We start from the raw sequence: 26959 nt of genomic DNA, 5'->3' as shown, positions 1-26959 counted from the left end.
CATCTATGCATAAGTTCAGGCAGGTCGCGATGACCTTGGCAGCGCTCGGTGCGCTGGTCCTGGCCACCGGTTGTGCCAGCACCGGCAGTAGCAACGGGGGGTTTGCGGAGGGGTCCGATGGAGCGGACAGCAGCGCCCTGGTGGGGAACGGGGGCGCGACCTACGGCACCGGTAGCGGCGAGGGCATCAGCGGTGGCACCGTCGACGGCAGCGCCGGACGCGGCCCGGCGCCGCCCCGCGAGACGGTCATCTACTTCGACTACGATCGCAGTGACGTACGTGCCGAGTACGCCGAGCTCCTCGCCCGCCACGCCCGCTACATCGTCGACAACGGCGTAGTGTCCGTGCGCCTCGAGGGGCACACGGACGAGCGTGGCTCGCGCGAGTACAACATCGGCTTAGGCGAACGGCGGGCGCAAGCAGTGCGCCAGGCGCTGCTTTCCCTACGCGTGCCGTCCACGCGCCTCGCCACCGTTAGCTTCGGCGAGGAGCGGCCCGCTGTCTTCGGGCAGGACGATGCAAGCTTCGCTGCAAACCGTCGCGTGGAGATCGTCTATGGCCGTTAGCGCTCGGACCTATGCGGTGGCGCTAGTGGCCATTGCCGGGGTGGTCGCGGCGGGGTGCGTTACCGTTCCGCCCGAGGATGATCCGGTGTTGTTGAAGATCGGCGAGCTCGAGTCCCGCCTGAGCAGTCTTGAGTCGCGCCTCGACAACGAAGGCATGGTGAGCATGGTTGGCGAATTGCAGCGCCTGCAGGAGGAGGTGCGACTCCTGCGCGGAGATGTCGAGGTCACGGGCAATAGCATGGCAACGCTGGAACAGAACCAGCGAAACATGTTCGTGCAGATCGAGGATCGAGTGCGTGCCGTAGAGTCCGCGCCCCGCGTTGGCGGTGCTGCCTCGGCGCCTCTTGCCGATCCCGCTAACGCCCTGGCCACGCCGCTTAGCGACTCGGAGCTTTACGACAATGGCTTCGACCTGCTCAAGCGCCAGCAGTACGAGCAGGCTCGGGAGGTCTTCGCGGAACTTGTACGCGCACAGCCCCAGAGCAACCTTGCCGGCGCAGCCCAGTATTGGTACGGCGAGACCTTCTACGTGCGGCGCGATTTCCAAACTGCCCGTGATGCCTTCGCACGAGTGCTGGCCGAATACCCACGCTCGAGCAAGGCCGCCGACGCCCAGCTGAAGTTAGGCTTTTGCCACTACGAACTGCAGCAGTGGGGGCAGGCCCGCGCCACCCTCGAAGAGGTGCTAGCGCGCTACGGCGGCAGCTCTGCTGCACGGCTCGCCGCGGACCGCCTCGACCGTATGCAGCAGGAAGGCCGGTAGGGCGGGCCTTGAGCGCCACCTCGCCTACGCAGCGCTCGTCTTTCGAGTCTCCGCGCGCCGCCCACCGCTTGCGCATCAGTGAGATCTTCCTGAGCCTACAGGGCGAGGCCGACACCGCCGGTGCACCTACAACATTTGTTAGGTTGACGGGGTGCCCACTGCGCTGTGTCTATTGCGATACGGCCTATGCCTTTGGCGGTGGGGAGGTGATGGCCGTGGAGGAGATCCTATCGCAGGTGGCAGCAAACGGGGTCGAGCACGTCTGCGTTACGGGTGGCGAACCCTTGGCTCAGCGATCCGTGCTGCCCTTGATGCGTGCCTTGTGCGATGAGGGCCACCGCGTGTCGCTGGAGACTAGCGGTGCTCTCGCCATCGGCGAGGTCGATCCACGCGTGGTTCGCGTTGTGGACATCAAAACCCCGGCCTCGGGAGAGGTGCATCGAAACCTCGCTAGCAATCTGGAGCTGCTCGGCGCCAACGATCGGGTAAAGTTCGTGCTCACCGATCGAGCCGACTACGAATGGAGTCGGCGCTTTATCGCGGAGCACGCCCTGGCCCAACGCTGTCCAGTCTTTCTGTCGCCAAGCCACGAAGTACTTGCGCCTCGCGAGCTCGCCGATTGGATCGTCGCCGACCGTTTGCCGGTGCGCTTGCAGGTACAGCTGCATAAGTACCTTTGGGGTGACATGCCGGGCGTATGAGCGAAGTCGTGGATAGGCCGCGCGCCGTGGTACTGCTCTCGGGGGGCTTGGATTCGGCCACCGTGTTGGCCATCGCCCGCGAAGGCGGCTACGCCTGCCATGCCTTGAGCGTCGACTACGGTCAGCGCCATCGGGCGGAGCTCGAGGCCGCCGAGCGAGTAGCGAGCGCCTTAGGCGCCGTGGCCCATCGTGTGGTCCGGGTTGAGCTTGGAAGCCTGGGCGGCAGTGCTCTGACCGACGAGGCGATCGAAGTGCCCGAGGCGGGTACCAGCACCGATGAGATACCTCCCACCTACGTGCCTGCCAGAAATACCGTCATGCTATCGCTCGCCTTAGCCTACGCGGAGGTAATCGGCGCGACGGACCTCTTCGCAGGTATGAACGCGGTGGATTACTCTGGCTATCCAGACTGTCGCCCTGAGTACGTCGAGCAGTTCGAGAGGCTCGCCAAGCTTGCCACCAAAGCGGGTGTCAGCGGGAGCACCATGCAGGTCAAGGCGCCCCTGATTCAGCTCTCGAAGGCGCAGATCATTCGCACGGGTGAAGTGCTGGGGGTGGACTATGCGATGACCGTGTCCTGCTACCGTGCCGACGAGGCCGGTCGCGCATGTGGCCGCTGCGACGCCTGCCATCTTCGACGCGAGGGATTTGAAGCCGCCGGCGTTGCTGATCCGACGCGCTACTTCGCCTGATCACATCGATGTTACTAGGGGTCACGCTTTGAGTAACAGCCCAGCTCCCCGCTCCAAGACCCAGTACATCGCGATGCTGCCGATGGCCAAACTGCCCGCTCTCGCCAGGTGACGCGCGCTGGTGCTCGCCAGCGCAAGGCGATGCAGCGCGGACTCCGCTACCAGGACCACCGCCAACACGAGGATCTGTCCGACCTCGACTCCGAGGTTGAAGGAGAGTAGGGGCAGGAACAGCTCCTGGCCGTCGGTGAAGCCTATCTCTCGCAGGGCCGACGCGAATCCAAAGCCGTGCACGAACCCGAAGCCGCCAGTCACCAGCCAGGGTAGTCGTTGCGTGATCGATTCGGCGCCGGCACCGCGACGGTCGGTAGCCTGATAAGCTTCATAAGCAGCAAAGGCGACGGTCCAGGCGATGAGGATCTCGATTGCTGCCATCGGTGGGGTGAGCCAGCCGAGCGTGGCCAGAGCCAGCGAGCAGCTGTGGCCGGCCGTGAAGGCAGTGATCAGCGCGAGACGTAGGGTGGTGTGGTGGAAGATAAGCACCAGCGTGAGCAAGAAGAGCAGGTGGTCGAAGCCGCCAAGAATGTGCACTAGGCCGGCGGAGAGGTAGCTGGCTGAACTGTCCTTCCATCCCGGCGGCGAGTCCAGACACCACGTATCATCGCCGTAGGTGAGCAGGCGGCTGCTCGAGCCGCCGCCGCTCAGGCGCAGCTTCGCAATCGCTTGCGCATTGGAGCTGGCGAAACCCTGCACACGGACACATGCATCGTCTAGTGCCTCAGCGCCACAATCGAGTCGGTAGTAATCGGCGGTGCCGTCGCCGAGAAAGCGGGTTCGCTCGCAGTGCTCAGGGAGGGTGACACGGAGGGGATCGATGCCCACAAACTCGGTGGCTTCTGCTGCATCGTTGGGCGCCCATCGCACGAGAAAGACCCCACCACCTACCTCGTCGATCTCCAGCTCCGCCGGCCGGAAACCGTGCGCACTTGCGCCCAGCGCAAGCAGCACGAAGAGCAAGGCTGAGCACCAGCGAAGCAGCATCGAACTAGCGCGCGCCATCGGAGGCACTCGCTGGTGGCGGCTCGATGGTAACCTCGTAGCGAGCCCTCAGACGATCGCTGAAAGTCGCGAAGCTAGCGCGCTCGCGCTCCCTGCGATGGAGCACCCAAACCTGCTCTAGCACTTCCTCCAGTGGCACTTGGCGAGCCGGGGTCTTCTCCTCGATGAACACTAGGTGGTAGCCGTAGCTCGAGGCGACAGGAGGGGACCACTCACCCGCCGGCAGTAAGTCCAAGGCCGCCGCAAAGTCCTGCCCCATGAGAGCGCTGATTCGCGGCAGGCTGCGCGGGGGTTCGGTCGGCGCTTGGTACCACAGGTCGCCCTCGGCGCTGCCAGTTTCCCGCAGCGTCTCCTTAAGGGCTCGGGCGTGCTCGAGGGCGTCCTCGCCGTGTACGTCACGATCGATGAAGATCTGGCGAAACCCGATGCTGGCCGGCGCCAGGAAGCGCTCCTTGTACTGCTCGTAGGTGGCTTGTAGATCGGTCTCATCTCGATCGGTTGGCGCGTAGTTGCCAAATAGCATGCGCACGCGCTCGACCAGGCGACGACGTACGACCACATCGTTGCGGTGCATGTCCCAGGCCACGGCTTGCTCAAAGAGGATGCGCTCTCGCACGTGGCGCTCGACCGCTGCCGCGTGTTCCTCTGCGGTCGGCGCACGGCCGTTGGCGCGCTCGAATTGCGTGCGCAGCTCCTCTTGCTTGGCGTGGGTGATAAGCAGCTGTCTCGGCAGCCTCGTGGCGCCTTCCTCAGCGCTGCGCTCAACGGCAGCGGCTATCAGGAACAGGGCGACACCGCCGATGGCAAACAGCACGAAGGGGTCGCGCCAGATGCTGCTCCGCTTACGCACGAGGACTTAGGGCAAGTGCGACACGGCTGCGGTCACGCTCGGGTCGAAGTAGATCGGTGAAGCCCAGGCACGTTCCTGAATGTCGCGGAAGTAGTCATCGTCGCAGCATGCCGCGTACGGGCCTTCGAGGTCTTCCGGGTTTTCGCAGTTCCACTGATCGGCGACCACGTTGCACTGGCGCTTTGAGTAGCGCGCCGTCGGCTCCTGTAGGACGCGCACGTAGTAGTAGGCCGGACGCTGAGGGTCGAACTCCTGGTCCATCCAGGCGCGACAGATCTGCCGCACCCCATCGGCAGGAGAGGGCAGGACGATCGTGTTCTCTTCGATGTTACCGGCGCTATTGAGTCGCGCGCGGACAATGTGCACGTCAGCGAGGTTGGCGCTGTTGGGATCTGCACCCGCCACGATGAGCAACTGGGGGCGGGCCGTCGGTTCGGGCAAGGCCGGCAGGTGGCTTCCCATCGGAGTGACGTTAGCGAGCTCATCGCGTTGCAGTTGGCGGCACAGGCTCCTGGGGTTCTCTTCCAGGGGCGGGCCGGAACGCCAATTAGCGGCCGTGCGCAAGGAGATGCGCGGGCCGCTCGTGGCGAAGGTCTCGCGCTGGCGCAAGGCGTCGAAGATGTCTTCGCGAGTGTTGCTCTGCGCCCACACGCCCGCGAGTCCACCGGGATTAAAGGTGACGTTACTGGAGGACAAACGCTTGGTGCGGGTCGAGTCCAGCAGGCCCACGTGGCCTAAAAAGTTGTTCTCCGCTACCGCGCCCGGGGTGCTGTTGTGCGTGTCCGTGCCGGCGATAAAGCCGTAGGTAAAGGGGTTCTCGCCACCGGCCAGAAAGGCATCGCGCATGCCTCTGCTCAGGCCGCTTCTGATCATTCCTTGGGTAGCAGCGATGGCCCACTCGTCGGGCGCTGGCACGTAAGGCTCGAAGTCACAGCCAGGATCCTGTGGGTGACTGTCCGGCGAGCACTCGCTGCTCTGCTTATGCTGAACCACTTCGATCAGTGGTTCCATCGCGATCCGCGCCGACTCGCTCTCGTCATCGGCGAGTTGGAAGGCCGTGCCGAGGCTGGCGTTGGTGGTGTGCGGGATGGCTAGGACGTCGCAGTCGGGCAGACCGGGATGCTCCGGATCGCCTTCGATCCCGATGCACTCCTCGCGCAGAATCTCGCGAAATCGCGAGGCCAGGAAGACATCGTCTCGCGAGACGGGCAGCAGGTTGATCTCGCCGGCCTCGGAAATCAGCGGCGCCGTGTCGCGAAAGATCGCATTGCGGTGGTTGCGCGCGATGCGCCCGCTCTCCGCGTTGTTGCCCGTGTACTCATAGCCGGCGAAGGTCGTGAAGATACACGGCGCGTAGGCGTCGTCGGCTGCCTCCACGGTTTCGCGCCAAGCAGAGCTCAGGTAGGCGTTGGTCACGCTGCAAAGCTGCCTGTCAGTGGGTTCTGACGTGCACAGGGCTGCCAGGAAGATGCTGTCCATGCGCTCACGCGTGGCGCGGAAGGCCGCGCAGTTCTCGATCAGACGCGTGCCCTGTTCGATCAGACCAAGGTCGATGAAGTCCTGGCCGATTGCGTCTGAGATAAAGGTGTCCTGCTCGCTGCCCGGGGCTGTGCACAGATTGGTCTCGCCGAGTAGGTCCGAGTGATCGGTGACCGCAGCAAAGTCTAACGGTGGACCTTGCAGCTGGAATTCGCGCGGCGGCTCATCGGGAACTGCCGGCGACAGGAACACGATCTCGCCGCGGGCGGCGCGGTAGGCATCATCGGGTCCGAGCGCGTTGTCGAAGATGTAGGAGTCGAAGGAGAGGCGCGTGTGCACGTGCACGTCGCCGAAGAAGGCTTCTCGGCCGGGAGCATCGAGGATGCAGGGGTCATCGTCCTGGGCGTTGCCGTCGGTCCCGGCAAATAGCGCCATCAGGACCATGAAGGCCCTTCTGGGTGGCTCACCGTCTCTGCTAGGATCCATCCGTAACTCACTGATTGTATTTTTCATTATTCGTGTATTCGCGATCACGGGAGGGCCTCCTTGGCCACAGGCATCACCGTTCGCTGTAAGGAACTGTACAAGACCTACGGCGTGAGTTCAGCGTCTCCTGTAGCCGTTCTTCGTGACGTGAAGTTCACCGCCAGCGCGGGCGAGTTCGTGGTGCTCCTAGGGCGCAGCGGCTCGGGCAAAACCACCTTCCTCAATGTACTCGGCGGACTCGAGCCGCCAGATCGCGGTGAGGTGGAGCTAGCCGGGCATGCCCTCTGGCAGGGCAACGAGCAGCAGCGCGCCAGATTGCGCCGAGCGCAGCTGGGATTCGTGTTCCAGTCGTTCAACCTGATTCCCACCTTAACCGTGGCGGAGAACCTGATGCTACCCCTCGCCCTGAACGACGCTGCGGTCGACGAACGAGCAGAGCGGGTGGCGTCGATGCTCGATCGCCTTGGGTTGCATAGCAAGGGGCCGCGCTATCCGTCGGAACTCTCCGGTGGTGAGCAACAGCGCGTTGCCGTGGGACGCGCACTCATTCACCAGCCAGCGTTGGTCATCGCCGATGAGCCTACAGGGAACCTCGACTTGGAAACGGCCCGGCAGGTGCTGGACTTCCTGCAAGAGCTGGTGGGCGAGCGCGGCGTGGCGCTGGTGATGGCCACCCACAGCGCTGAAGTGATGGGGCGGGCTGATCGCGTCTGCCACCTACAGGATCAGCAGATCGTGGACGATGTGCCCGCTTGAGCGCGCTCGCCCTACAGCTGCGCAGCTTCGCCCGGTCGGGCTTGCGCCAACCTGTGTTTGGTGTGCTCGCGGTGCTGGGGGTCGCGCTGGGCGTGGCAGTGGTGACCGCTGTCGATCGAGCGATCGATGCCTCTAGGCGCAATCTGGAGGCCTCCGTCGATCTCCTCGCCGGGCCATTCTCCCATCACGTCGTTGGCGGCGTCGGCGGCGTGGACGAGGCCCTGTACCGAGTGCTGCGCGTGGAGCTTGGCGTGCGCCGGGCCATGCCCGTGGTGGAAGGAGCTGTCACCCTTGCGAGGGACGGCCAGCGCGCACGGTTAGTGGGTGTCGACCTGACCGCTTCCCTCGCAGGTGATGGGCCTACTCCCCCGTGGATGAGCGAGTTCGGCAGCGGTGCCCTCGAGGGTGCACCGTTGCTCCCGGGCGCGCGCAGCGTCGTCTTGAGTAAGCCGTCCGCCGAGCGTCTCGGCGTGGCTGCGGGTGAGCGCTTGCCACTCATGGGTGATGGGCCCCACGCGCCCACGGTGGCAGCTGTGCTTGAGGTTCCGGCGCGCGAGGCTGCCGCCTGGGACGGTCTGTTGCTTGCCGATATCGCGACCGCCCAGGAGGTGCTCGGGCGGCAGGGGCAACTCACCCGAGTCGATCTCTCACCAGATGCTGCACAGCTGCAAGCGCTGAGCGATGGGGGCCTGTTGCCTCCGGGAACGGAGTTGCTAACGCGCGAGCAGCGTGCCGCCAACTTGTTGGACCTCTCACAGTCTTTCCATCTGAATTTGACCGCCCTGTCGCTGCTCACGCTGCTCGTTGGCGCGATGTTGATCTTCAATACCGAGACCTTCCTGGTGGTGAGACGCCGACGCGAGCTAGCGATCCTGCGGACGATGGGGGTGACCTCGCGAGAGATCTTCGTCGCCGTGCTGCTGGAGGCGTGTGCGCTCGGTGTGATCGGCACCCTGCTCGGGCTGCTCGCCGGGAGTGCGCTCGCCCAGCTCATGATGGGGTTGATGGGAAGAACGTCCGCCGACCTATACACCACGGTCAGCGCGTCCCTGCCGTCCATGGGCTGGGGCCAACTCGCGCGTCTGAGCGCTCTGGGCGTGGGCGTGAGCGTGCTAGCGGCCGTGCTACCTGCGCGCGAGGCTGTGCGCGGGGCGACCGTCGAGCACCTGCGCAATCACGACGCGATGCCACGTGAGGCGCAGGGGCTTTGGGCGCGCCTCGCGATGAGCGGACTAGCCGCTATCGCCCTTGGATTGATGCTGGTGCTCGCCACCCCGGGTCAGGTCACGGCCGCCTTCGTCGGGCTCTTTCTGCTGCTCCTCGGGTTCACGGCGCAGGCGCCGCTGCTCGCCCAACGCCTTTTCTCGCGACCCTCATCCAGGGCTGCCGATCTCAGCCTGCAGCGTTTGGCGGTGCGCAATGTTGGTGCGCACCTGCATCGCTCGGCGCCCGCCCTCGCTGCCCTAATCGTAGCGTTGGGTACGAGTCTTGGCATCACCCTCATGATCGCGAGCTTCGAGCGCGCCGTCGTAAGCTGGCTGGACAGCGTACTCGCCGCTGACTACTACGTTGCAGGCGAGCAGCCGCGGGTGATCACCCAACAGGATGTGGCGTCGCTTGGCGAGCTGCCCGGTGTCGCCGAGGTGAGTACCGTGCGCTGGAACTCTGTCGAGACCGCGACGGGGCACGATCGCATCGTTGCCTACGCCTTGAACGATCGCGCCCGCCGAGGCTTCATCCTCATCGAGGGAGAGGCGGAGCGCTTCTGGCCTCGCTTCGTCTCCGCGCCCGTAGTGATGGTCACGCAGACGCTAGCCTACAAGCGTCGGCTCAAAGTGGGGGATAGGATCACCTTGCGCACGGGTTCCGGCGAGCGCGCGTTCGAGGTCGGCGCCGTGTATCGCGACTACGGATCGGAACACGGCACCATCGCTATGAGCGAAGCCACTTTCGCGGCACACTTTCCCACCCGCGAGACGGTGGAGGGTATCGGTATCTACCTCGACCCTGGAGCTGATCGGGCCGTGAGTGAGGCCGCCTTGACCGCCTGGGTCGAGGATCAGCAGCGAAGCCGAACGGTGCTCTTGCGTTCGCGCGAATCGCTCATCGCCATTTCTCTCGAGGTGTTCGCCCGCACCTTCACGATCACCGAAGTACTGCGCGTGCTGGCTGCTCTTGTCGCCTTCGCGGGCACGGTCAACGCACTGCTCGCGCTGCTGTTGGACCGATATGCACAGTTCGCTGTCATGAGGGCTCTCGGCGTCACACCCAATGAAATCGCTCGTCTGCTGCTAACGGAGAGCGGTGCGCTAGGCGCCTTTGCGGGGCTGTGCGCGATTCCCGCCGGCTTGTTGATAGGGCTAATGCTGATCTACGTGGTGAACGTACGTTCCTTCGGCTGGACGATGACGCCCCATTTCGCCGTTACCCCCATGCTTGGCACCTTGGTACTCGCCGTGCTGGCATCCGTGCTCGCGGCGGTGTGGCCAGCCTGGCGTCTTCGCCAGCGCTTGCAGGCGAGCGACCTCACGCCTGGGCGCGCATAGGGAGTTGATGCAGTGAGAGTGGTCCTTACCTCCCTAGGCCTTGGCCTCTGCCTATTGCTGGCGGGGTGTGCCCCGAGCAGTCCTGGTGCTGATGCCGACCGTGGCTTCGCCCTCGATCGCGCGCTCGGCGCCCAGGTTGGCGATGGGGCGTTTCTGAAGGTCACGGAGGCGCCCGATCTTCAGTTCCCCCGGGACCATGGCGCGCACCCGAACTACCGCCAGGAGTGGTGGTACTTCACGGGCAACCTGCGCACTGCGCAGGGGCGTCGCTTCGGCTACCAGGCCACCATCTTCCGCTTCGCGCTCGGCACTGGCGGCGATACGGCCAAAGGAGAGTCAGCGTCGGCCTGGCGCACGGGGCAACTGTACATGGCACATCTAGCCGTATCCGACATCGAGGCTGGGCGATTCACGGCGGCGGATCGGTTCGCGCGCGGCGCTTTGGGCTTGGCAGGTGCCGAGTCTGAGCCCCTAAAGGTGTGGGTGGAAGACTGGTCGATCGCGGATGACCCCAGCGCCGGCGGTGCACCCTTCAGCGTTCGGCTGCGGTTCCAGGATCGCGCGATCGGTATCGATCTTTCCCTGGTCGCCGAACGACCAGTCCTGCGCCAGGGCGCGGGGGGCTACAGCCGCAAGGGAGACGACCCGTCGAACGCGTCAGCGTACTATTCGCTCACGCGCTTACGCTCGACCGGCGCGCTGCGCACGGCAGGCGAGCGCTACGAGGTGGCTGGCACCAGTTGGTTCGACCGCGAATGGGGCACCAGCTTCCTCGCCCCGGGCGTCGCCGGCTGGGACTGGTTTTCCCTGCAGCTCGACGACGGGCGAGATCTCATGTTCTATCGGCTGCGCGGAGAGCATGGTGAGTCAACGCGCTGGAGCGCTGGCGCCATCGCTGCCCTCGATGGGGATGGGCAGTGGCAGGTGCAGCGGCTCGACGCGGACGAGGTGCAACTGGAACCGGTGGCCCGCTGGCGTTCTCCCGCCAGCGGCGTGCGCTACCCGGTAAGCTGGATTCTGCGCCTACCCGACCAGGCGTTAGTGCTAGAGGTGAAGGCTGCGCTCGAGGATCAAGAGCTGCGTCTCGCCACGCGCTACTGGGAAGGCGCCGTCACCGTTGCCGGGCAGCAGGGTGAGAGGGCGGTCAGCGGCCGCGGATACTTGGAACTCGCCGGCTACTAACACGCCAGGGAACGAGGTAGCGATGCGAAGGACTACGATGATCACCTGGGCGCTCGTCTTGACCTCGGCCGCGCCGCTGACGAGTGCGCAGACGCAAGAGGACACCACCTACGAGATCCCTGAGCAGGTTCTCAGCACCGTGCGCGCGCTCGCGGACAAGGCGCTAGAGAGCGAGCTCGCCCTCGAGGTAGTGACCTCCTTGACCACGCAGGTGGGCCCCCGCTTGGCAGGTACGGAGGCGGAGGCGCGCGCCCGAGAGTGGGGGGCAGAGACGCTTCGCGCCCTCGGCTTCGCCAATGTGCGGGTGGAGGAGTTCCCCCTCGACGTTTGGACCCGCGGCGATTCCGTGCACGAAGAACTCAGCATCGTGAGTCCGTACCCGCAACCGCTGTTTGCCACCTCCCTCGGCGGCGGCGGTGCTACACCTAAAGAGGGCCTGGAAGCGACGATCACCTATTTCGCTAGCTACGATGACTTTGTGGGCACGGATCCAGCGGCGGTCAAGGGGCGCGCGGTGTACATCAACGATCGGATGACCGCCTCGCGCACGGGTGAGGGCTACGGTTGGGCCAATCGAAAGCGCCGCAGTGCTTGGCACGCTGCTGAGGACATGGGGGCCGCTGCCGTGCTGGTGCGCTCGGTGGGTACGGACAGCCATCGCTTCCCTCACACCGGGCTCGTCGGACTCCCTGAGGGCCGCAAGCCTAAGATTCCCGTGCTCGCCATATCCGCGCCGGACGCAGATCAGCTCGAGCGCATCTCCGACCAAGGCGCTGACATCATGGTGCGCATTAGGACCCCCGCCGGCTGGCGAGGTGAGGGCGTCTCGGGGAATGTCATCGGCGAGATCGTAGGACGTGAGAAGCCGGATGAGATCGTCATCATCGGTGGCCACCTGGACAGTTGGGACCTCGGCACCGGTGCGCTGGATGACGGTGCAGGCGTTGCGATCACTGTGGCGGCAGCGCGCCTGATAGGTGAGTTGCCGCAGGCGCCGAGGCGCACGATTCGCGTGGTCATGTTCGGTGCGGAGGAGGTCGGCTTGCTCGGGGCGCGAGCCTACGCATCGGCGCGTCAGCTGGACGGCACCTTGCTAGACCACGTGCTGGGCTCCGAATCTGATTTCGGCGCGCGCAGGGTCTGGCGGTTGCGATCGGATGTCGGTCCCGATGCCCTGCCGGCCGTGACTGCGATGGGTCGCGAGCTGTCGCGCCTAGGGGTGATCCCCGGCAACAACGAGGGCAACGGTGGTCCGGACATGATTCCGTTGCAGCGCGCCGGCGTGCCGATGATGCGGCTAGAACAGAACGGCGAGGATTACTTCGACTTCCACCACACGCCGGACGACACGGTGGATAAGATCGATCCCGACGAGCTGGCTCAGAATGTCGCCGCTTGGGTGGTATTCGCCTATTTGGCAGCAGAGTTGGATGTGGACTTCAGCGCCGGCCGCGACTGAACGCGACCGGCGGCATCGCAAGCTAATAGATTAGTTCAGTGGGGTCTCAGCTCGGAAGACGCTGAAGCACGCCGTGTTTTGATCTTGACCCAAGGGGTAGCGGGTGTAGTAGACCCAAGCGTCGGAGGTGCCTACCAAGGGTTCTGGCTCGTTCTTGATGTCCGATCCACCCTGCGACAGCTTAAACTCCACGTCCGCGCCGTCCAGAAGCTCCGTAAACCAGATCTCGCTGGTGTTGCTGAAGAAGACGTTCGTCGTGTCGAAGCAGCTGGCCACCTGGTACGTAGTGTAGAGCCTTCCACCGAACACGAAGGGTTCGTTGGACGCTGCCTGGCAGGCGTCGCCGAAGGTCTGGTCGGCTGGCGGCTGATAGAACTCGACCTGCTCCCAGATAGTGCCGCTCTGCGGTTCGCGGTAGAGCACATTGCGCGTGTTCGGGAAAAGTCCGGCCGCCAGGTACCGTTCGCCGTTGTAGACCACCGGGAACTGACCGACCTTCAGCAGCGTATCGTCGGTGATTTGCACTGGCGCTGCGCTCGGGTTGGTCACGTCGAAGGTGAAGACCTGGATGTTGCTGTCGTCATCGTTGGCACCGTAGGTGATCAGCGGCTGGCGCCAGGACCAGCGCGGGAAGGTCACGTCCATGGGCGCGAGCAAAACGCGCTCGCCGCCACCGGCTTGAGGCACGTCCTGCGTGTCGATGATGATTTCGTTCGCCGGGTCGTCCAGGTCCACGTAGCGTAGTTCCACCGTGGTGGCGTTGGCGGGGGCCAGGTCACCGATGCTGCGCAGCCAGTAGACGTACACCTTGTCGGAGTCGGGCAGGACGCTCGGGTAGATGCCGCGTCGTTGGGGATCTTGGATGCTCGCGTAGGTGATGGTCTCCCCGGTGGTGGCGCCGGTGGCGCGCACCAGGGTGAGGTTATAGTCCTCGTCGGCGCCCACGTAGATCACCCCTTGCGCATCGCGGCCCATGTAGGCACGACCGGCGAGGGTGGTACGGAAACCGGGGTAGCCGCGGCAGTCAGGGGGAATGAAGTCACCGGTGTCGGGATCGACTTCGCAGTGCCACATCTGGGCAATCTCAAATAGATCCTCATTGCGCTGGCCTTCCAGCGCCTCGAACCAGGTCATGAAGCGTCCGTCATCGCTGAACTCGGGGTTGCCGTAGCAGGTGTCTGGATCGCCCATCTGCACTTCATCTACGGCGAAGGTGCCCTGGGAGAAGATCGGCACATCGGAGACTGCTGATTCAGACGTGATGCCCTGGTCTGTGACGGCGACCGCGGTCACATCCGAGTCTCCCGAAGGCGCGTCGACCCAGTTTGCCTCGAAGTCCGGTCCCTCGTCGGAGCTCGCGATTAAGGTGCCGTCAGCGAAGTAGTCGACGCGCACAACATCGGTTTGCGGATCGGCAAGCTCAGCGCTCAGGGGGATAACGCCAGGCGTGGCGTAGAGCTGATCGGCCTCAGGCGTTTTCAGAGCGACCACCGCAGGAACGCCTTGCACGATGTCGAAGGCCAGGTCAGCGCTGGTGCCGGTAGCGCCGTCATCGTCTCGTGCGGTGGCGCTGACTACGCTGGCGCCGGCCGCAGGATCCACGAGGGTGACGCTGAAGGGCGCCATGGTGGATACGCCAACGGATACGCCGTTAAGAAAGAACTCTACCGACACAACCTCGCCATCGCTGTCTGCGGCGTTCGCGGAAATCGTGAGGTTGCCGGGAGTCGTTACCTCATCGCCCGCATCAGGTGAGGTGAGGGTGACGCTCGGCGCCGCATTGACTGGCGGCGGATCATCGTCGTCTTCCCGGATATCGCCTCCGGTCACACCGCCGCTACCGCCGCACGCGCTCAGCGCGCTGGCCACGAGGGCGATCAGCCAGACGCAACGCATGTCCATATCCCTGGCTCGAGCGGTGATGATGTTAAATGGGCTCACGTCCTGGCCAGCTCCAGTCTTGGAAAAACCACGTATTGTACGGGGCTTTGCACAGCGCGCACGGACCGCCGGGAAATAGCGACAAGCGCTAGCCGGGCGCTCGTGCTCGAGCATCGTCGGGTTGAGCGACTGCGCGCGCGGGCCCCTTTCTCGAGCACTTGCGGGTACAACGCAGTTCGGGCCCCATCGGTGGACACGTTGAGGTGCACAACCGCGAAGCACTCGTCGGTCGGAGCATGGCGGCAGCTCGCTCGAGGCGCAAGATCTGCCGCTGGGCACGGATCAGTTAACCGGCGTTTGCGCGCGGAAGATGCTGAAGCAAGCGGTATTCTGGTCCTGACCGAGGGGATATCGGGTGTAGTACACCCAGGCGTCCGAGGTGCCTACCAGGGGTTCCGGTTCGTTCTTGATGTCCGACCCGCCCTGGGACAGTTTGTAGTGCACATCGGCACCGTCCAGCAGCTCTGTGAACCAGATCTCGCTGGTGTTGCTGAAGAAGACGTTTTCCGTGTCGAAGCAGCTGGCCACTTGGAACGTTGTGTAGAGCCTACCCCCGAACACGAACGGTTCGTTCGACGCAGCCTGACAGGCATCGCTGAAAGTCTGCTCCGCCGGAGGCTGATAGAACTCCACCTGATCCCAGATCGTGCCGCTCTGTGGTTCGCGGTAGAGCACGTTGCGGGTATTCGGGAACAGACCGGCCGCCATGTAGCGCTCGCCGTTGTAGACCACCGGAAACTGGCCGACCTTGAGCAGCCCATCGTCGGTGATCTGCACCGGCACCGCGTCTGGATCGGACACATCGAAGGTGAATACCTGGATGTCGCCATCGGCGTCCCTAGCGCCATAGGTGATCACCGGTTCTCGCCATGACCACCTTGGGAAGGTCACGTCCATGGGCGCGAGGAGTACCCGTTCTCCCTCACCGGGCTGTGGCACGTCCTGGGAGGCGATAACGATCTCGTTAGCGGGATCGTCGAGGTCGACGTAGCGCAATTCGACCGTGGTCGCATTGGCCGGGGCGAGGTCGCCGATACTGCGAAGCCAGTACACGTACACCTTGTCGGAGTCGGGCAGGACGCTCGGGTAGATGCCCCGTCGCTGGGGATCCTGGAGGCTTGGAAAGGTGATCGTCTCGCCGGTGCTAGGGCCTGTGGCGCGCACGAGGGTGAGGTTGTAGTCCTCGTCGGCGCCCACGTAGATCACTCCCTGGGCGTCGCGGCCCATGTAGGAACGGCCCGCGAAGGTGGTGCGGAAACTGGCGTAGCCGCGGCAGTCAGGGGGGATGAAGTCGCCTGTCTCTGGATCGACCTCGCAATGCCACATCTGCGCGATCTCAAAGAGGTCTTCGTTGCGCTCCCCTTCGAGCTCTTCAAACCAGGTCATAAAGCGGCCGTCGTCGCTGAACTCGGGGTTGCCGTAGCAGGTGTCTGGATCGCCCATCTGCACCTCGTCGATGGCGAAGGTGCCTTGGGAGAAGATGGGCACTTCAGACATCAGCGATTCGCCGCTCACGCCCTGGTCGTCGATCGCCATCGCGGTGACTTGGACAGCACCGGCAGGCGCATCGATCCACTCGGCGTCGAACTCGGGCCCGACGTCCGACGTAGCCACCAGACTTCCGTTGGCGAAGTAGTCCACCCGCACGACCTCGCCCTCCATGTCGCTGGCTTCCGCCCGTAGCGGTATCACCCCCGGGGTGGCGTAGAGCTGAGCCGCCTCCGGAGTCTTCAGAGAGATTACGGGGGCGATGTTCTGCACGATGTTGAAGCTCACGTCGGCGCTCGTCGTGCTCACATCATCATCGTCGGTCGCCGTGGCGTTGACGATGCTCTCCCCCGCTGCCGGGTCCTCGACGGTGACGCTGAACGGCGCGGTGGTTGAGATGCCGAGCGATTCTCCGTTCAAAAAGAACTCGACGGACACAACCTCGCCGTCCTCGTCGGTCGCCGTGGCAGTGATCGACAGCTCCCCTGGTGTCATCACCTCATCGCCCTCGCCAGGTGACGTCACGGTGACACTGGGACCGACGTTAGCCGGTGGCTGTGGATCACCCTCGGGTTCATCGCCTGGGTCGTCGCCTGGGTCGTCGCCTGGGTCATCGCCTGGGTCATCGCCTGGGTCATCGCCTGGGTCATCGCCTGGGTCATCGCCTGGGTCATCGCCTGGGTCATCGCCTGGGTCATCGCCTGGGTCGTCGCCTGGGTCGTCGCCTGGGTCGTCGCCTGGGTCGTCGCCTGGGTCGTCGCCTGGGTCATCGCCTGGGTCATCGCCTGGGTCATCGCCTGGGTCATCGCCTGGCCCTGGCCCCGGGTTCGGGTTCGGGTTCGGGTTCGGGTCGTCTATTGGATCGTCGACAGGGTTGTCCATCGGAGCGTCGGCGGGGTCATCGACGGGGTTATCCATCGGATCGTCGACGGGGTCGTCCATAGGGTCATCGACGGGATCCTCCACCGGGTTGTCCACAGGATCGTCCGCCGGCCCTTCCTCGACCGGGACATCGCCTCCGCCTATGTCAGACCCTTGTTCGGCGGGAACGCAGGCAGCTCCTGCGACAACGATGATTAGGGAGGTCAGCCAAAGGCGCAGGCAAGCGACGGCGTTGGCAAGGGCCGTGATAAGCGTGAACCGGTTCACGTGATGGAGAGCTCCGAGCGGAAGGCTCGGAAGAGTGTATGCGCCCGACCATGGGGCATGCCGTGCGCGAAGTCGCGCCGATCGACTTCGTAAGGTGAACCGAGTTCACGCTCGCAGGCGGTACCCTGTTCGGAAAATCCACCACACCGCGCCCGTGCAAAGGCCCAGGAACAGCAGAGTCATTGCGACGCTCATAGTCAATCCGACGTCAGCGTTCTCATAGAAACTCCAGCGAAAGCCCGAGACCAGGTACACCACTGGATTGAACAAGGTCACCTTTTGCCACAGCGGAGGCAACATATCTATGGAGTAGAAGCTGCCACCGAGGAAGGTGAGGGGCGTTATGACCAGCAGAGGGACGATCTGCAGTTGCTCGAAACTCTCAGCCCAAAGGCCAATGAGAAAACCGAACATGCTGAAGGTGATTGCCGTGAGCAGGAGGAACGTCAGCATCCATCCTGGGTGGCGTACTTCGATGGGCACGAAGAAGGAGGCAGTGACCAGGATGATTGCGCCGATCACGATCGATTTGGTCGCCGCCGCGCCAACGTAGCCAAAGATGATCTCCATGGCGGAGATCGGTGCGGAAAGAATCTCGTAAATGGTGCCCGAAAAGCGAGGAAAGTAAATGCCGAAGGACGCGTTGGAGATGCTCTGAGTGAGCAGCGAGAGCATCACGAGACCAGGCACGATGAATGCGCCGTAGGGCACGCCGTCGATCTGCTGGATACGTGAGCCGATCGCGCCGCCGAACACGATGAAGTACAGCGACGTTGACAACACCGGGGAGAACACGCTCTGCATGAGCGTGCGTAAGGTGCGCGCCATCTCGAAGCGATAGATTGCGCTCACCGCGCGAAGGTTCATGCGTTGTCCTCGACCAGGCTGACGAAGATGTCCTCGAGGGAGGACTGGGATGTGTGTAAGTCCTGGAACTGCAGGTCAGCCTCCCGCAAGGCGTTGAGGAGCGAGGTGATTCCCGTGCGTTCGCCCCGCGCATCGTAGGTGTAAACCAGCTGTTCGCCGCCGTCAGCGAGCGTCACGCCCATGCCCCGTAGGCTCTCGGGTAACACCTCTAGCGGCGTGACTAGCTCTAGCACTAGCTCCTTTCGGCCTAGGCGACGCATTAGCTCATCCTTTTCCTGCACCAGCAGAAGCTCGCCGTGGTTGATCACGCCGATACGATCTGCTAGGTCTTCCGCCTCCTCGATGTAGTGGGTCGTGAGGATGATGGTGACGCCGCGGTCGCGCAGGCCGCGCACGGCAGCCCACATGTCTTTGCGTAGGGCGACATCGACACCCGCCGTGGGCTCATCCAGAAACAGGATGGTCGGTTCGTGGGAGAGCGCCTTGGCGATCAACACGCGCCGCTTCATGCCGCCCGATAGGGTGAGGATGCGGGCGTCCTTCTTGTCCCAGAGCGAGAGGGTCTTGAGCACTTGTTCGAGATAGGCAGGATCCGGCGCCTTGCCAAACAGCCCCCGACTGAAGCTCACGGTGGCCCACACGGTCTCGAAGGTATCCGTGGCTAGCTCCTGGGGCACCAAGCCGATGGCGGCGCGGGCGGCGCGAAAGTTGCGGGTGATGTCCGCGCCGTCCACACGTACTTCGCCGGCGGTCGGCTGGACGATGCCGCAGATGACGCTGATCAGCGTGGTCTTACCGGCGCCGTTTGGGCCCAGAAGGGCGAGGATTTCGCCGCGGCGGATGTCCAAGTCGATCGATTTCAAAGCGACGAAGCCGGAAGCGTACCGCTTGTCGAGGCCTCGGATCGTAATCACGTTGTCCATGGCGGCGCATGGTACACGCGATGGCGAAGCGGTGAGGGAATTCGCTCGGCGCCGACGCTAGGACATGTAGAGCGCCACCGGGCTAAAAAAGGCCCCGGTCCCCAGTCAGCGTGGTGGCGTTCGCTGCGACTATAGCAATAAGAGCTCCGCCCGCTTCGGCGAGCCACGAGGAGCCGTCCCGGCGGGCGTTGCCCCCTTACCCCAGGGCAACGCCTCGCCCCCTATTCTTCACCGAGGTAAGTGGCGAGCAGCCGCTCCCACTCGCCGCTACGCGTGTGGCGCAAGATCTCCTGGTTCATCGCTTCGCGAAGCGGCGATCCGTTCGGCAGGGCGATGCCGTAGTCTTGATGAGCGAACTGGTTCGGCAGCACGCGCACTGTGTCGTGTGCTTGGATGGCTGCAATGTAGCGCAGGATCGGCATGTCGTACACGACGGCGTCTGCCTCGCCAACGGCCAGGGCGGCGATGGCATCTTCGATGGTCGGTCGTGTGCGGTGCCGGATCAGGTGATCGTCGAGGTAAGTGGCGCTGGTGCTGCCGGTGATCGTGAGCACGCGTCGCCCCTGCAGGTCATCGATGCCACTGATCGTGTTCTCGAGTCGATCAACGGTCAGAGCGGTAGCGATCGCCGCCGTAAACCCTGAAATGATGATGATGCTGGCGAACATCCAGATCAGTCCCACCACGCGTCCCGGCAGGGTGGCCGGTGCCTTATCGCCGTATCCCACTGTGGTCATGGTGACCGCCGACCACCAGATACCGCTCGCCACTCCCTCGAGTGGCGACTCGGGGAACTGGTCGTTGCGCCGCCGTTCAGCTAGCCAGACGATCACTCCCACCACCGTGAGTACTGCGAGCAGCGCCAGGGCGGCCTCGAGGAAGGCGAGGGAGCCGAAGCGCCCTAGCGCGGAGAACAGCGAACCAGATGATCTGCGAGGGACGGCGATACCGAGTCCGGACGAGTAGAAGGGGTGGGTGAAGTCGACCATGCCCTCGCGTTCGGCGGTGATGGTGATGGCGGAGCCTGCGGCGTCCACCTCTCCGGCCGCTACCGCTTCGAGCATCTGCGAGAGGTCCATTTCCACCAGCTCGAAGTCGATCTTCAGGGTGACGCCGAGCTCGTTTAGCAGAGCGACGGTGATGCCTTCCCACTCGCCCTTGCCGTTGCGTAGGGCGAAGGGAGGGGCTTCCCGTGTGGCGATGAGCAGCGGCGGCGCAGTGTCCACTTCCCCTGCACTCGCCGGCGACTGCGCCACCTGGGCCTCGGTGTAGGGAGCGAGCGCCAGCAGCGTGACGGCCAGCGGGATGAGCATGGTGTGTGGCCGTTGCGGTAGGGGCATGAATTGCGTCGCCGACATGTTTCGCTTCTCGGGTTTGCGTGGGACTACACCGAACCGTAACGATTCGCCGAGAATCGCAACAGATCTGCCATGAGTGTTTACAACCGCGCCAGCGTGCGCTCGTCCTGGACGCGTGCGGCGGGAGGGGATGGATCATGACGACGGAGAAGGTGGTGTTCGACAACGCGCAGGGCGAACGCCTGGCAGGGCAGTTGGAACGCCCGCCGGCGGGTGCGCCGGTGCGCGCCTGGGCTTTGTTCGCCCATTGCTTTACGTGTACGCGCAACATCCGTGCAGCGCGGGTGATTTCCCGGCAGTTGGCCGATGCGGGCATTGGCGTGCTGCGCTTCGACTTCACTGGCCTCGGCGAGAGCGAAGGCGATTTCGCCGACACGAACTTCTCTTCCAATGTGGACGATCTGGTCGCCGCAGCCAAGTGGCTGGGCGAGCACGAACACGCCCCGGCGTTGCTGGTCGGACACTCGTTGGGCGGGGCGGCCGTGCTCAAGGCGGCGCCTAGGCTGGAGTCCGTGCGCGCCGTGGCCACGATTGCGGCGCCCTACGAGCCCGCTCACGTGGCCCACCTGCTCGATGCGTCTCGTCAGGAGATCGAACGCGATGGAGAAGCCACCGTGTCCCTCGCCGGCCGGCCGTTTCGGATTCGACGCCAGTTCCTAGATGACCTGATGGCCGAAGGGGCACCCGCAGAGCGGCTGAAGCGCTTGGGTCGCGCGCTTCTAGTGATGCACGCCCCCCTCGATGACACCGTGTCCATCGACAACGCGTCGCAGATCTTCCAATCGGCGAAGCACCCGAAGAGCTTCGTAACCCTGGACGATGCCGATCATCTGCTCACGCGTCAGGCCGACGCACAGTACGCGGCGCAAGTGCTTGCAGCGTGGGCGATACGCTATGTGGGGGCCTCCTCGTCGGCCGCCCCGGCGTTGAATGCTGAAGGCCATGACGTGGTGGCCGTTACGGGCGAGGGTTACCGAACGGATATCCGCGCCGGCGGCCACGCCCTCAGCGCCGATGAACCACCATCGGTCAACGGTACCGACGCGGGCCCAACGCCCTACGGGCTGCTCTCGAGCGCCCTGGCCGCGTGTACGAGCATGACCCTACGCATGTACGCGGACCGCAAGCAGCTGGCATTGGAACGGGTAACCGTCCGAGTCAGTCACCGAAAGGTGCATGCTGAGGATTGCGCCGACTGCGATAAGCGACAGGGCAAGGTGGACGAGTTCCATCGTCACATCACCCTAGAGGGCGACCTCACCTCGGCTCAGCGCGGGCGTTTGCTGGAGATAGCCGACCGCTGCCCCGTGCATCGCACCCTCGAGGCGCCCGTGGTCAAGATCCACACGGAGCAGGCAAATCCCTGAACAGACACGAGCCGCCAGGCATTGCCTGCCGGCGGCTCGTGGTGGGCGGACGTGATGAGAACGACGCCGCCGGGAGGCTTGTTCGTCCGCTAGCCGGTGGTGTCCCGGCGGCGCAGAGCTCCAGCACCGATCAGTGCTGAGGCCATTAACAAGATGGCGCTGGGGCCGGGCACGGTCGCCACGTCGGTTTCGAAGGCGATGAGCCAGCCGTCTAAGAAGCCGGTATCAGCACCGGCGTTATCGCTGATCGTGAGCGTCCATGTGCCGAGCGTGTCCGACCCGGCAAAGGTGCTCAGGGGATCATCCGGCGCGAACCAGCGCATGCAGTCGATGCCGACCACTGCGTCCGTGCCGTCGCAGCCACCGCCCATCTCCTCGGCGGTAAGCGGGGAGTTGTCCCCGAAAATGATGGCGCTGTCTATCGTCAGGTTGGAGTCGTCGCCGAAGCCACCGCCGTCGAATCCAGGGCGATCCGCGAGCGTGATGGTGGTGCTGTCGGGACCGGTCAGGGTCCAGATGAGATCACCTACCCAGGTGTGTTCGACCAGGGCGAGCAGACCCACGCGGATAATGGTGGCGCTGTCCGCCACGTCGATGGACACGGAGAGGCCGGTAGGCTCGTTATCGGGGATGTCGAGGTCGAGGCCAGGACCCGTCTGGTAGGTCACGGTGGCCGCGTTGGCACCGGCGGTCGCGAGGCCGGCGAGCAGTAGGGTGGCGAGGGTAGTCGCGATGCGGGAGCGGTGCGTCAGCATGAAACTTCTCGTCCTTGATCAGGTTGATTGCGTCTTGTCGTGCTCGACCCTAGGCGGCCCCGCTCGTCTTCTTCGCGAGCCAGCGGCCAATCAGATGCTTCTACTTCAGTGTAAGGGGTCTTGAGCACCACCTCGACACTTTAACGAGTTTGGCCTGGCAAACATGTGAAGCCGGTCGCCATTTTTCGTGACCGAGTGTGAACGGCGCCCTCCGCGCCGGTAGTAACGATTTCGCGTCTTGGTCAGATTTGGATGAAAAACGGCCGAAAATACGTCCTCAAGGTGTATTTTGGCTCTGTTTTTGCCATTATTTTACTTAATGTATCGTGGCACGGAGCTACCGTTCATCGCCGTGCGGCGTTGCGATCACCTGGCCGGTGAGAGGCGTGCGTGAGCGCGGTTGCGCATTTGATCTGCGCGAAATGCGCGCTGCGGGCTGCACTAGGCAGGGTCAAGGCCGGGCGGATGTGCCGCCAACACCTCGAGAAACTGCTCACCGTATTGATCCAACTTGTATTGCCCCACGCCCGACACAGCGAGTAGCGTGCGCGCGTCGGTGGGACGGCGAGCCAACATGTCCGCTAGGGTGGCGTCACTGAAGATGACGTAGGACGGCACACCTCGCTCGTCCGCCAATCGCTTGCGTGTGTTGCGCAATGCCTCCCATAGGCGCTCGTCTTCGGGCGCAAGGGCGCTCGAATCGAGGGTATCGGCCGCTCTGCGGCGGCGCCGACCCGGACTTGCAGTCGATTTCATCGCCTTGCGCATGGATAGCTGCGTCTCCCCGCGCAGGACGGGACGACACGCTGGTGTCAGGTGCAGGCCGCCATGTCCCTCGAGATCTACCGTCAGGTAGCCGTGGGCGATGAGCTGTCGGAATACCGCACGCCATTCGTGGGGAGCGAGTTCCGTGCCGATGCCGTAGGTGCTCTGGCGATCGTGACCGAAGCGCGAGATACGTTCATCGGGTTTGCCGAGCAGCACGTCGATCAGGTAGTTCACACCGAAGCGCTGTCCGGTGCGATGCACGGCTGATAGCGCTTTCTGCGCTGCCACGGTTGCATCGAACAGCTCCGGTGGCTGTAGGCAAATGTCACAATTGCCACAAGGCTCGTCCAAGGGCTCCCCAAAGTAAGCCAGCAGCGCCTGACGGCGGCATTTGGTGAGCTCGCAGTAGCCGAGCATAGCGTCGAGCTTGGCGCGCTCCACGCGCTTGTGCTCATCATCGGCACCAGCGCCCTCGATCATCTGCCGGAGCTGGATCACGTCCTGCAGTTGATAGGCCATCCAGGCGTCGGATGGCAAGCCGTCACGACCGGCGCGGCCGATCTCCTGGTAGTAAGACTCGAGGCTCTTCGGCATGTTGAGGTGGGCGACGAAGCGCACATCCGGTTTGTCGATGCCCATGCCGAACGCGATCGTGGCCACGACGATCACGCCATCTTCGTGCAGGAAGCGATGCAGGGCATTGGCGCGCGCGTCCTTGTCGAGGCCGGCGTGGTAGGGCACGGCGGTAAGTCCCTGGCTTGCGAGGTACTCGGCGACGGACTCCACCTTGCGTCGGGACAGGCAGTAAACGATGCCCGCTTCCCCAGGGTGGCGATCTCGGATGAAACGCAGCAGGCGATCTCGCGCGTTGCTAGCGCTTTCATTCACTGTGATACAGATGTTCGGGCGGTCGAAGCTGGAGATGAACTGGCGCGCGCCCGTAAGGCCGAGGCGCTCGACGATTTCCCGTCGTGTCGGCGCGTCCGCCGTGGCGGTCAGCGCCACCCTTGGTACCTGCGCAAAGCGCTCGTGTAGCACGCTCAGCTGGATGTACTCGGGACGGAAGTCGTGCCCCCATTGGGACACACAATGAGCCTCGTCGATCGCGAACAAGGCGGGCTGGGCTTGTTCGAGGAGCGCCTGGAAGCGTTCGGTCATCAAGCGCTCGGGCGCGGCGTACAGCAGGTCGAGTTCGCCGTTCAACCACTGGCGCTCGACAGCCTCCGCCTGCGGCAGCTCCAGCGCCGAATTCAAGCAAGCGGCGCGTACGCCGAGCTGGCGCAGGGCCTGCACCTGGTCCTGCATCAGCGCGATCAGGGGGGAGATCACGATGCCGGTGCCGGGGCGCACGATAGCCGGGATCTGATAGCAGAGGGACTTGCCGCCGCCGGTGGGCATGAGCACCACGGCGTCCTCACCGCTGATCAGCAGTTGGATGATCTCGTCCTGCGGCGGTCGAAAGGCCTCGTAGCCGAAAATGTCGCGCAGTACCTCTTCGGCACGGCGCACTGAGTGTGCGTCGAACTGGCCAGCCATGGACCGCATGGTAGCAAAGCGTCAAGGGCGCGAGCGGTGCATTCCTGGTGTCCTTGGCGCGAAATTCTGGACGGTGAACCGGATGCTGGTGCTGACCCGGTCCCGTGTGCATACTCTAACCTGGGCTCATAGCAGGAAAAGGAGGTGATCCAATGTCGAGTGGATTGCGTGCCGGTACGTTCAGTCTTGGTGTTGGTGGTGCGGAGACGGGCAACCCCTAGTCGTGCCACGGACGCTCGGATGACGTCCAGGGGCTGGACACCGGCCCATCTACGGGAAGGCGGCTTCGGCCGCCTTCTTTTTTGCCTTTTAGATCTACTAGGTCGCTGCAGCGCGAGCGGATCTGTAGCCGCCCTTCGGAGCTGAGCGTGCTCGATGCGTTGATCGTTGGCGCCGGCCTCACGGGCCTGGTCGCAGCCCACGCCTTGGAGCGGGAAGGTTGGCGCGTGCGCGTTGTGGAGAAGGCACGGGGGCCCGGCGGGCGCATGAGTACGCGTCGGGACGGTGACTTGCGCTTCGACCACGGCGCCCAGTACTTCACGGCGCGTGACGGGCAATTCCGTCAGGCGGTAGAGGGATGGCTCAGGAGCGGTATCGTGGCGCCGTGGTCGCCACGGCTAGCGGTCATCGATGCGCTGGGCATCGCGGAGAAGGAGCACTCGCCGGCACGCTTTGTCGGCGTGCCGGGGATGAGCGCCGTATGCGCTTCGCTCGCGGGTGACCTACGCGAGTGTCAGTATCGATGGCAAGCGCAAGCGATCACTGCTACCGATGGCGGTTGGTCCGTGACAGCGACCCACGGGGAGACCATCAACGCGGCGCGCGTCTTGCTCACGTGCCCAGCGCAGCAAGTAGCAGCCCTCACGCCGGCCTGCGCTGGGAGCACTCAGCGCGTGCTGGCAGAGGTGCAGATGCGTCCCTGCTGGGCCGTACTCGCCACCTTCGATCGTCCTCTCCTCGAAGGCTACGACGCCGCCTTCGTCAACGTGGGGCCTTTGTCCTGGGTGGCATCCCAGCGTCAACGCCCAGGACGCCCAGCCCAGGACGCCTGGGTCCTGCATGCAACTGCTGATTGGTCCGAGGCCAACCTGGAGCTTTCGCCGGTAGTGGCCGCGAAGGCGTTGGTGGACGCGGCGCGCGCGCTGGCAGGGCTCAGCGATGGGCTGAGAGTGCTAGGAGCCAACGCGCACCGTTGGCGCTATGCGATCGCGCGGTCACCCTTAGACGATCAGTTGGTTTGCCTCGCGGGGGAGTCGCTGCTCGCCGGCGGCGACTGGGCCTTCGGATCACGCGTCGAGGGGGCTTGGCGCAGCGGATGTGCGGCCGCCGCCCGCTGGCTTCGAGGCAGCTCGTAAGCCTTCTCGGCTGGTACCGGCCATGCCCACGCCGTATGGTGCGAACGCCGCGTCGCGCGCACGGTCCACACCACATACCCCACCACCACGACGGAAAGGAGAACCCATGTTCCAGCCCGAACGCTTTGTTGCCACGGCCTGGTTGAGCCTCACCGCACTTTGCCTCGCGCCGCCTGCGCAAGCGCAAGAGGGGGAGGCACAGGCCTCGCCTTTGGCGGATAAGGTCGCTGCCGCCCTAGAGGCTCCGTTGCGCACGGAGGCGGAGAAAGAGCGCGACGCGAATCGCCTGCCCGCGGAAACCCTGGCGTTTATGCGAATGACGCCCGACATGCGCGTACTCGAACTCATCCCCGGCCGCGGCTGGTACACCAAGATCCTGTCTCAGGTGTTGGCCGAGGAGGGCGAGCTATTCGTCGCCGTCGGCACTCGCTTCGTCTCGCAGAACTTAGACACCGAGCCTGGCTTTGCCGGGGTTAAGGTGGTGGACGTCACGGGCGAGTTCAGTCGGGATGATCGCCGCAACGACGTCGACGACCTCGGGCTCGGGGTCAAAGACATCGACCTGGCCCTGACCTTCCGCAACCTGCACAACTTCAACGCGCACGGCCGCCAGGAGCTGAACGAGGCTGCCTTCGCCGCACTTAAGCCCGGCGGCCACTACGGTGTGGTCGATCACACCCGTCGGCACATGCAGGCGGACGACGGCGAGAACTGGCGTCGAATGGACCCCGTGCTCATGATCAAGGAGATCGAGTCTGTGGGTTTTGAGTTTGTCGACTTCACAGACCTCCACTACCGAGCGGACGATGAGCTGCGCTACGAAGTGGGGCGCAAGACCGTGACTGGCAACACAGATCGCTTCACCCTGCTGTTCCGCAAGCCTGAGTAGCGCCTTGGAGTCGCCGCCGCTGCT

21 protein-coding genes are annotated in these 26959 nt (G+C 64.3%); 11 read left to right on the top strand and 10 right to left on the bottom strand.

Features of this window, described 5'->3' with window-relative positions; all coding sequences use genetic code 11:
• The first annotated feature begins 5 nt into the window (after window positions 1-5).
• From pal to queC, 4 genes are read left to right on the top strand one after another with little or no spacing between them, the layout of a single operon-like run.
• Entirely contained in the window at window positions 6-566 is a 561-nt protein-coding gene (gene pal, locus AAGA68_14365; protein ID MEM9386242.1) for a peptidoglycan-associated lipoprotein Pal, read from the top strand.
• Complete coding sequence (gene ybgF / locus AAGA68_14360; GenBank protein MEM9386241.1) at window positions 556-1329, top strand: tol-pal system protein YbgF; 774 nt, start codon at window positions 556-558, stop codon at window positions 1327-1329. The genes pal and ybgF overlap by 11 nt, the downstream gene beginning before the upstream one ends.
• A gap of 8 nt (window positions 1330-1337) precedes the next feature.
• A complete protein-coding gene (gene queE, locus AAGA68_14355) occupies window positions 1338-2030 on the top strand; it encodes a 7-carboxy-7-deazaguanine synthase QueE (GenBank protein ID MEM9386240.1) in 693 nt (230 codons plus the stop codon).
• Window positions 2027-2722: a 7-cyano-7-deazaguanine synthase QueC gene (gene queC, locus AAGA68_14350; protein MEM9386239.1), complete on the top strand. Its 696-nt coding sequence runs from the start codon at window positions 2027-2029 to the stop codon at window positions 2720-2722. The genes queE and queC overlap by 4 nt, the downstream gene beginning before the upstream one ends.
• A 21-nt stretch (window positions 2723-2743) precedes the next feature.
• Here the strand turns inward: queC and AAGA68_14345 are convergent, their stop codons facing one another.
• Genes AAGA68_14345 through AAGA68_14335 form a run of 3 tightly spaced genes read right to left on the bottom strand, consistent with a single transcriptional unit; the run spans window position 2744 to window position 6596 of the window.
• Complete coding sequence (locus tag AAGA68_14345; GenBank protein ID MEM9386238.1) at window positions 2744-3781, bottom strand: HupE/UreJ family protein; 1038 nt, start codon at window positions 3779-3781, stop codon at window positions 2744-2746.
• On the bottom strand, window positions 3768-4631 hold the full coding sequence (locus tag AAGA68_14340) for a peptidylprolyl isomerase (protein ID MEM9386237.1): 864 nt from the start codon (window positions 4629-4631) through the stop codon (window positions 3768-3770). Before AAGA68_14340 ends, AAGA68_14345 begins: the two co-directional genes overlap by 14 nt.
• Before the next feature lie 6 nt (window positions 4632-4637).
• A complete protein-coding gene (locus AAGA68_14335) occupies window positions 4638-6596 on the bottom strand; it encodes a DUF3604 domain-containing protein (protein ID MEM9386236.1) in 1959 nt (652 codons plus the stop codon).
• Window positions 6597-6656: 60 nt separating this feature from the next.
• On the opposite strand from AAGA68_14335, the gene AAGA68_14330 reads away from it, so the two are divergent.
• From AAGA68_14330 to AAGA68_14315, 4 genes are read left to right on the top strand one after another with little or no spacing between them, the layout of a single operon-like run.
• Window positions 6657-7352, top strand: coding sequence for an ABC transporter ATP-binding protein (locus AAGA68_14330; GenBank protein MEM9386235.1), 696 nt, complete (start codon window positions 6657-6659; stop codon window positions 7350-7352).
• Complete coding sequence (locus AAGA68_14325) at window positions 7349-9898, top strand: FtsX-like permease family protein (protein ID MEM9386234.1); 2550 nt, start codon at window positions 7349-7351, stop codon at window positions 9896-9898. The genes AAGA68_14330 and AAGA68_14325 overlap by 4 nt, the downstream gene beginning before the upstream one ends.
• Before the next feature lie 12 nt (window positions 9899-9910).
• Complete coding sequence (locus AAGA68_14320) at window positions 9911-11080, top strand: lipocalin-like domain-containing protein (GenBank protein MEM9386233.1); 1170 nt, start codon at window positions 9911-9913, stop codon at window positions 11078-11080.
• A gap of 22 nt (window positions 11081-11102) precedes the next feature.
• Window positions 11103-12539, top strand: a complete 1437-nt coding sequence (locus AAGA68_14315) for a M20/M25/M40 family metallo-hydrolase (protein MEM9386232.1) — start codon at window positions 11103-11105, stop codon at window positions 12537-12539.
• Between the two features lie 30 nt (window positions 12540-12569).
• On the opposite strand, the gene AAGA68_14310 is transcribed toward AAGA68_14315, so the two are convergent.
• From AAGA68_14310 to AAGA68_14290, 5 genes are all read right to left on the bottom strand, one after another.
• The gene (locus AAGA68_14310) at window positions 12570-14480 is read right to left on the bottom strand and encodes an Ig-like domain-containing protein (protein MEM9386231.1); all 1911 of its coding nucleotides are present in this window, start codon (window positions 14478-14480) and stop codon (window positions 12570-12572) included.
• A gap of 282 nt (window positions 14481-14762) precedes the next feature.
• The gene (locus AAGA68_14305; protein ID MEM9386230.1) at window positions 14763-17117 is read right to left on the bottom strand and encodes an Ig-like domain-containing protein; all 2355 of its coding nucleotides are present in this window, start codon (window positions 17115-17117) and stop codon (window positions 14763-14765) included.
• A 105-nt stretch (window positions 17118-17222) separates the two neighbouring features.
• Complete coding sequence (locus AAGA68_14300; GenBank protein MEM9386229.1) at window positions 17223-17984, bottom strand: ABC transporter permease; 762 nt, start codon at window positions 17982-17984, stop codon at window positions 17223-17225.
• Window positions 17981-18907 carry an ABC transporter ATP-binding protein gene (locus AAGA68_14295; GenBank protein MEM9386228.1) on the bottom strand — a complete coding sequence of 309 codons (927 nt, stop codon included), beginning with the start codon at window positions 18905-18907 and terminating at the stop codon, window positions 17981-17983. The genes AAGA68_14300 and AAGA68_14295 overlap by 4 nt, the downstream gene beginning before the upstream one ends.
• Window positions 18908-19128: 221 nt before the next feature.
• The gene (locus AAGA68_14290) at window positions 19129-20265 is read right to left on the bottom strand and encodes a transporter substrate-binding domain-containing protein (GenBank protein MEM9386227.1); all 1137 of its coding nucleotides are present in this window, start codon (window positions 20263-20265) and stop codon (window positions 19129-19131) included.
• Between the two features lie 137 nt (window positions 20266-20402).
• On the opposite strand from AAGA68_14290, the gene AAGA68_14285 reads away from it, so the two are divergent.
• Window positions 20403-21632 (top strand): alpha/beta fold hydrolase, encoded by a 1230-nt coding sequence (locus AAGA68_14285; GenBank protein ID MEM9386226.1) that lies wholly within the window; start codon window positions 20403-20405, stop codon window positions 21630-21632.
• 89 nt (window positions 21633-21721) lie between these two features.
• Here the strand turns inward: AAGA68_14285 and AAGA68_14280 are convergent, their stop codons facing one another.
• Complete coding sequence (locus AAGA68_14280) at window positions 21722-22387, bottom strand: hypothetical protein (protein ID MEM9386225.1); 666 nt, start codon at window positions 22385-22387, stop codon at window positions 21722-21724.
• A 441-nt stretch (window positions 22388-22828) separates the two neighbouring features.
• Window positions 22829-24691, bottom strand: coding sequence for a DNA helicase RecQ (gene recQ / locus AAGA68_14275; GenBank protein MEM9386224.1), 1863 nt, complete (start codon window positions 24689-24691; stop codon window positions 22829-22831).
• Between the two features lie 368 nt (window positions 24692-25059).
• Here recQ and AAGA68_14270 point away from each other — a divergent pair, with 368 nt between their 5' ends.
• Window positions 25060-26046, top strand: a complete 987-nt coding sequence (locus AAGA68_14270; GenBank protein MEM9386223.1) for an FAD-dependent oxidoreductase — start codon at window positions 25060-25062, stop codon at window positions 26044-26046.
• 106 nt (window positions 26047-26152) lie between these two features.
• Window positions 26153-26935 carry a methyltransferase gene (locus AAGA68_14265; protein MEM9386222.1) on the top strand — a complete coding sequence of 261 codons (783 nt, stop codon included), beginning with the start codon at window positions 26153-26155 and terminating at the stop codon, window positions 26933-26935.
• Window positions 26936-26959 lie beyond the last annotated feature (24 nt).

The organism is Pseudomonadota bacterium (assembly GCA_039193195.1).
Lineage (GTDB): Bacteria > Pseudomonadota > Gammaproteobacteria > Steroidobacterales > JBCBZW01 > JBCBZW01.
This window is presented reverse-complemented; position numbering and strand designations above follow the sequence as displayed.

Bases quoted from the DNA above. Each gene is read 5' to 3' on its own strand.
- pal (MEM9386242.1), top strand. From the start codon at position 6: ATGCATAAGTTCAGGCAGGTCGCGATGACCTTGGCAGCGCTCGGTGCG.
- ybgF (MEM9386241.1), top strand. From the start codon at position 556: ATGGCCGTTAGCGCTCGGACCTATGCGGTGGCGCTAGTGGCCATTGCC.
- queC (MEM9386239.1), top strand. From the start codon at position 2,027: ATGAGCGAAGTCGTGGATAGGCCGCGCGCCGTGGTACTGCTCTCGGGG.
- AAGA68_14345 (MEM9386238.1), bottom strand. From the start codon at position 3,781: ATGGCGCGCGCTAGTTCGATGCTGCTTCGCTGGTGCTCAGCCTTGCTC.
- AAGA68_14335 (MEM9386236.1), bottom strand. From the start codon at position 6,596: ATGGATCCTAGCAGAGACGGTGAGCCACCCAGAAGGGCCTTCATGGTC.
- AAGA68_14315 (MEM9386232.1), top strand. From the start codon at position 11,103: ATGCGAAGGACTACGATGATCACCTGGGCGCTCGTCTTGACCTCGGCC.
- AAGA68_14300 (MEM9386229.1), bottom strand. From the start codon at position 17,984: ATGAACCTTCGCGCGGTGAGCGCAATCTATCGCTTCGAGATGGCGCGC.
- AAGA68_14295 (MEM9386228.1), bottom strand. From the start codon at position 18,907: ATGGACAACGTGATTACGATCCGAGGCCTCGACAAGCGGTACGCTTCC.
- AAGA68_14290 (MEM9386227.1), bottom strand. From the start codon at position 20,265: ATGTCGGCGACGCAATTCATGCCCCTACCGCAACGGCCACACACCATG.
- AAGA68_14285 (MEM9386226.1), top strand. From the start codon at position 20,403: ATGACGACGGAGAAGGTGGTGTTCGACAACGCGCAGGGCGAACGCCTG.
- AAGA68_14280 (MEM9386225.1), bottom strand. From the start codon at position 22,387: ATGCTGACGCACCGCTCCCGCATCGCGACTACCCTCGCCACCCTACTG.
- recQ (MEM9386224.1), bottom strand. From the start codon at position 24,691: ATGGCTGGCCAGTTCGACGCACACTCAGTGCGCCGTGCCGAAGAGGTA.
- AAGA68_14265 (MEM9386222.1), top strand. From the start codon at position 26,153: ATGTTCCAGCCCGAACGCTTTGTTGCCACGGCCTGGTTGAGCCTCACC.